This window comes from Caldicoprobacter sp. (assembly GCF_047459465.1).
Taxonomy (GTDB): Bacteria; Bacillota; Clostridia; order Caldicoprobacterales; family Caldicoprobacteraceae; genus Caldicoprobacter.
Map to the genome: position 1 here is coordinate 1 of NZ_VSCO01000118.1, position 5,548 is coordinate 5,548.

3 protein-coding genes and 1 pseudogene are annotated in these 5,548 nt (G+C 42.7%); 2 read left to right on the forward strand and 2 right to left on the reverse strand.

Annotation, left to right across the window (positions count from 1 at the left end; translation table 11 throughout):
- Positions 1 to 724: 724 nt before the first annotated feature.
- The gene (gltX, locus tag FWJ59_RS07525; protein WP_414481337.1) at positions 725 to 2,185 is read right to left on the reverse strand and encodes a glutamate--tRNA ligase; all 1,461 of its coding nucleotides are present in this window, start codon (positions 2,183 to 2,185) and stop codon (positions 725 to 727) included.
- A gap of 305 nt (positions 2,186 to 2,490) precedes the next feature.
- Here gltX and argS point away from each other — a divergent pair, with 305 nt between their 5' ends.
- On the forward strand, positions 2,491 to 4,188 hold the full coding sequence (argS, locus tag FWJ59_RS07530; RefSeq protein WP_414481338.1) for an arginine--tRNA ligase: 1,698 nt from the start codon (positions 2,491 to 2,493) through the stop codon (positions 4,186 to 4,188).
- 12 nt (positions 4,189 to 4,200) lie between these two features.
- Positions 4,201 to 5,265, forward strand: coding sequence for an undecaprenyldiphospho-muramoylpentapeptide beta-N-acetylglucosaminyltransferase (locus FWJ59_RS07535; protein ID WP_414481339.1), 1,065 nt, complete (start codon positions 4,201 to 4,203; stop codon positions 5,263 to 5,265).
- A 91-nt stretch (positions 5,266 to 5,356) separates the two neighbouring features.
- On the opposite strand, the pseudogene FWJ59_RS07540 reads toward FWJ59_RS07535, so the two are convergent.
- A pseudogene (locus FWJ59_RS07540) lies at positions 5,357 to 5,548 on the reverse strand (glycosyl hydrolase); the annotation flags it as partial.

Sequence of the window (5,548 nt, forward strand, 5' to 3'; positions counted from 1 at the left end):
CTTATAGGTAGTCTAAAAACTAAGGATGTGATATTTGAAAGGCCTCGAATGACTATGGTTTCAATACCTTATAGGTAGTCTAAAAACGCAAATGTAGTAGAGATGGCCCTTGGCGCAATTACCGAGTTTCAATACCTTATAGGTAGTCTAAAAACCCGTTACATTCCGCCTTTTATAAGGATTGTTAATTTTTGTAAAAGTGCTATCATACTTTTTATTACAATGATTATAACATTCTTTTCCTCAAAAATAAAGATTTTGTGATTGAACAGGAGTAAAAAAATTGTCGTCGATCTCCAGGAGTTTTTGCACTATTGGAGATCGACGACAATTTATAAAAACATTTCTCAAAATTGACTTAAAACATTCATTGTTTTCCGCTCTTTTCGTACTCTTAACTATTAATCATACTCTAACTAATTACTCTACAACCTACAGATATACTTTTGTAATTTTCTAAGATAAAATAGAATTTCCTTGATGAACAATATAAGCAAGCAAAATCCCATTATAAAACTTTAAAGGCTGCTGTTGTTAGGTCATCTTCTAGTGCCAAATTTTGCACCCATGTAAAGGTAAGATATCTCCTTCTAAAACATCTAAAACTCTATTTACACAAATACTTATTGACATCATAGATCATACTTTACTTTAAAAAGTTGTCTTAAAAATAAAAGGCGGTTTTCATGATTTCCTACGGAAACCGCCTTTGCATCAAATGCCGTCACGCACCTGCTTTTTCCAGCTTCTCAATCCCTATCTTTATTCGCCTCAAGGATTCCTCTTTGCCCAGCAGGTCCAGCAACTCTATAGCACCACCTGGAGTATATTGCTTCCCAGATATAGCAGTACGTATGGGCCACAGTACCTGGCCATTCTTGACGCCCAACTGCTGTATCAGTTCCATCAATGCCCTGTGGATCTCTTCTTCGTTCCAGTTATCGAGCTTTTCCAGTACCTCATAGCTCTTCTTAAGGTGCTCCAGAGAATTTTCCAGATTGGTCTTCATCTTCTTGTGTACAAACATCTGGACGTCGTAATCCGGAAGCTCATCTATAAAATCGACGCTCTCTATTATGTCGTTTAAAATTTCTATACGGGTCTGTAGCAAACGGCTTAACTTCATCAAATCGATGTCCTGCCTCTTTATTGCTTTTTTGTAGTAAGGCATGGCCAGCTGGCAAAATTCCTCCAGGCTCTTCTTCCTTATATATTCTCCATTCATCCAGCGCAGCTTATTTACGTCAAAGATAGCCGGGGATTTATTGAGCCCTTTTATGGAGAAATGTTCCTTAAGCTCTTCTAGGGTGAAAAATTCCCTATCATTTCCTGGGCTCCATCCCAATAATGCAATGTAGTTTATTATGGCCTCTACTAGATACCCCTTGTTGTAGAAGTCTTCAAAAGAGGCATCCCCTTCACGCTTGCTGAGCTTCTTACCGGCTTCCTTCATTACAGGGGGTAAATGGATATAGGTTGGAATATTCCATCCAAACGCCTGATAAAGAAGATTATATTTAGGAGTAGAGGAAAGGTATTCGCTTCCTCTAACCACATGGGTTATTCTCATCAAGCTGTCATCTACTACATTGGCAAAATTGTATGTCGGCATGCCGTCCGATTTGATAAGCACTCCTTCATCCAAAGTGGAGTTTTCCACCGTTATGGTGCCAAACACCTCATCATGAAATGAGGTGGTACCTGTTGATGGTATCCTCTGCCTTATGACATATTTTTCTCCGTTTCTAATCCTCTGCTCCACTTCTTCCTTGCTGAGATTCTTACAGTGGCCATCGTATTTAAAGGGAATCCCCCTCTTTTGGCACTCCTCTCTTAGGGCTTCCAACCTCTCTTTGGGACAGAAACAGTAATATGCTCCCCCTCTCTCTATCAGCTCTTTTGCATATTGCTGATAGATCTCTTTGCGTTGGCTTTGTATATAAGGGCCGTAAGGTCCACCGATATCAGGCCCTTCATCGTAGTCAAGCCCTACAATCTTCAGGGTCTTATATATCACATCTATTGCTCCTTCTACATATCTCTCCTGGTCCGTATCCTCAATGCGCAATATAAACTTTCCTCCTTGACTCTTAGCAATCAGGTAGGCATAAAGCGCCGTTCTCAAGTTACCGATATGCATATAACCCGTAGGGCTCGGAGCAAACCGCGTCCTGACTTCACTCATTGGCTTTATGGCGTTAAATCCCAAAATGATTTAAAATGGGAAAACGCCTTTTCCTCCTTTCGCTTTTAATCCCTAAATTAATATTCCCAATAGTCTTTATAATTTACAAAGCCTTCCGCCCTGCTTCAGGGAGAAAGGCCATTCTTAACCACTTCATTTTCAAGTGTAGTATAATACTATTACAGAAAATCTGTCAAGTCGATTATTACCCTAAGGCAACAAATTGTCGATGCTTATTGTTATTCAGCACAGCTGTGTGGTATTATAGACTATAAAGAAAAAATTAAGAAAGAGGAGTAGTGACCATGTTGGACGTCAAGGACATTATCGCACAAGCAATACATAAACAGCTTCCTGAACTGAGCCATGAGCAGATTTACGATATGCTGGAATATCCTCCTAATCCCGAAATGGGTGATATAGCCCTTCCATGCTTTAAGCTGAGTAAAATCCTCAGAAAGCCTCCGGTGCATATCGCCCAGGAGCTAGCATCAAATATTACAAATATGGAATTTATTGACAGGGTAGAACCGGTATCTGGTTACCTCAATTTTTTCTTCAATAAACCTCTGTTTATAGAGCAGACCTTAAAATGCATATTGGAAGAAAGGGAAAGGTATGGTTCCAAACCCATCGGACAGGGTAAGACCATCGTCATAGATTACTCGGCTCCAAATATAGCCAAGCCTTTCCATGTGGGGCACCTTCGCTCCACTGTGATCGGCAATTCCTTGCGCAAAATATTCGAATTCATGGGATACAGATGCATAGGCGTAAATCACCTGGGTGACTGGGGAACCCAATTTGGCAAACTCATAGTAGCATACAAGCTATGGGGCAATAAAGAAGAAGTCGAAGCCCATGGCATAAAAGAGCTTTTGCGCCTGTACGTAAAATTCCATGAGGAAGCCGAAAAGGATCCAAAGCTGGAAGATGAAGCAAGGAATTGGTTTGCCCGCATGGAAAAAGGAGACAGCGAGGCTTTAAAGCTGTGGCAATGGTTTAAAGATATAAGCCTCAAAGAATTTCAAAAGGTATATGACCTTCTGGACGTACATTTTGATTCGTATGCCGGTGAAAGCTTCTATAACGATAAGATAGATGCCGTAATCGAAGAGCTGAAACAAAAGAACTTGCTCAAGGAAAGCGAAGGTGCCTTGATAGTAGACCTAGAAGAATATGGTATGCCTCCCTGTATGATACTAAAAAAAGATGGCAGCAGCCTGTATGCCACTCGCGATATAGCAGCCGCCATATACCGCAAAAAGGAGTATAATTTTCATAAATGCATATACGTGACGGGTGCGGCCCAAAGCCTCCATTTTCAGCAATGGTTCAAGGTCATAGAGCTAATGGGGTATGAATGGGCAAAGGACCTCATACACGTTCCCTTTGGCCTTGTGAGCCTGGGAGGAGAAAAGCTGTCCACCCGCAAAGGTAAGGTGGTGCTGCTAGAAGATATACTATCCGAGGCCATCAAGAAAACCCTGGAAATAATCGAGAGCAAGAATCCTGACATGGAGAACAAGGAAGAAGTAGCTCGATACGTGGGAGTAGGCGCTGTTATATTCAGCGACCTTTACAGCAATCGAATTAAAGATGTGTCCTTCTCCTGGGATGAAGTGCTAAATTTCGACGGAGAAACCGGGCCGTATGTACAATACACACACGCAAGGTGTTGCAGCGTGCTTAGAAAGGCTCCTGAAGGTGACAGCAGTTTTAATCCCGGCATGCTTAAGACCAAAGAAGAGTACCAGGTGTGTAAAACGCTGTATCAGTTCCCCGAAAAAGTCATGATAGCTTTAAATCAGCTTGAACCCTCCGTCATAACGCGTTATCTGGTGAACTTGGCCCAAGACTTTAATCGTTTCTATCATGAACACCCCATTCTGGTAGAGGACCAACAGTTGAGAAGTGCAAGGCTAGCTCTGGTGGAAGCCACGCGGATCACGCTAGCCAATGGGCTTAGGCTTATAGGGCTTAAACCGCTTGAAAGGGTGTAGGAGGTAACATTAATGAAAAGAATAGTGCTGACAGGTGGGGGCACGGCAGGACACGTGACCCCCAATATAGCGCTCATATCAGAGCTCAAGCACGATGGCTGGGAAATCCATTATATAGGCACAAAAACCGGCATAGAGTACAATCTCATATCAAAGCAAAGCGGGGTAATATACCATGCTGTGCAGTCGGGCAAGTTGAGGCGATATCTAGATGTCAAAAATTTCACCGACCCCTTTAAGGTAGCCTACGGAATAGGCCAGTCGGTGCATATAATACAAAAGATAAAGCCCAATGTCATCTTTTCAAAGGGGGGATTTGTCTCTGTCCCGGTTGTAATTGGTGGATGGATAAACCGAGTGCCGGTCATATTACACGAATCAGATATCACTCCCGGTCTGGCAAACAGGATAGCTGCTTCCTTTGCACAGGTCATATGCACCACATTCCCCGAAACCGTCGCCCAATTTAAAGGCAACAAAGCCATATACACCGGCACTCCTATACGTAAAGAACTGTTTCAGGGCAACCCTGAAATCGGCAGAAAACTTTGTGGCTTTACGCAAGAAAAGCCGGTAATAATGGTAATGGGCGGAAGTTCGGGGGCTGTGGCCATAAATGACTGCTTGCGCAAGATAGTCAAAAAGTTGCTTACCCGCTTTCAAGTAGTACATATATGCGGCAGGGGCAATATAGACCCAAACTACGCCAATATTCCCGGCTACGTCCAATTTGAATACTTGGATAAGGAGTTACCCCACATCATGGCTTTGGCGGATATAGTGATATCCAGGGCAGGTTCCAATTCCATCCATGAATTTCTGGCCCTTAAAAAGCCCTGCCTCTTAATTCCTTTACCGCTTAATGTCAGCCGTGGGGATCAGATCTTAAACGCCAGATCCTTCGAAAAGAAGGGTTACAGCAAGGTGCTCCTGCAAGAGGACATGACCGAAGATACATTGTATCTCTCAATCTTGGACCTTTATAACAAGAGGCATCAGTACATCAACGCCATGTCTGCTCACGACCATACCTCCGGTACAAGAAACGTCCTGGAGATAATCAACAGATATGCATAATTTGCATACAAACGGCAAAACAAAAGAGCTCCTTATTAATTTCAATCGAGGAGCTCTTAATTTTTCTCAGATGCACAGCTTGACAGCGTATTTATTTGCCTGCTGCGATCCTTATGGCCGCCTGGTGTTCTGGATCCACCCTGTTTGTACCATGGGTCCGGCTGCCATAAAAGTGTATACAAAAATGTCCCGCGAAATTATTATTAGCTATGGTAGATCCTCCATGGGGCATACCATTCATGGAAGCCGCCATCTTCTTCCCATTCACCTGCACTATTATGGG

Bases quoted from the DNA above. Each gene is read 5' to 3' on its own strand.
- gltX (WP_414481337.1), bottom strand. From the start codon at position 2,185: ATGAGTGAAGTCAGGACGCGGTTTGCTCCGAGCCCTACGGGTTATATG.
- argS (WP_414481338.1), top strand. From the start codon at position 2,491: ATGTTGGACGTCAAGGACATTATCGCACAAGCAATACATAAACAGCTT.
- FWJ59_RS07535 (WP_414481339.1), top strand. From the start codon at position 4,201: ATGAAAAGAATAGTGCTGACAGGTGGGGGCACGGCAGGACACGTGACC.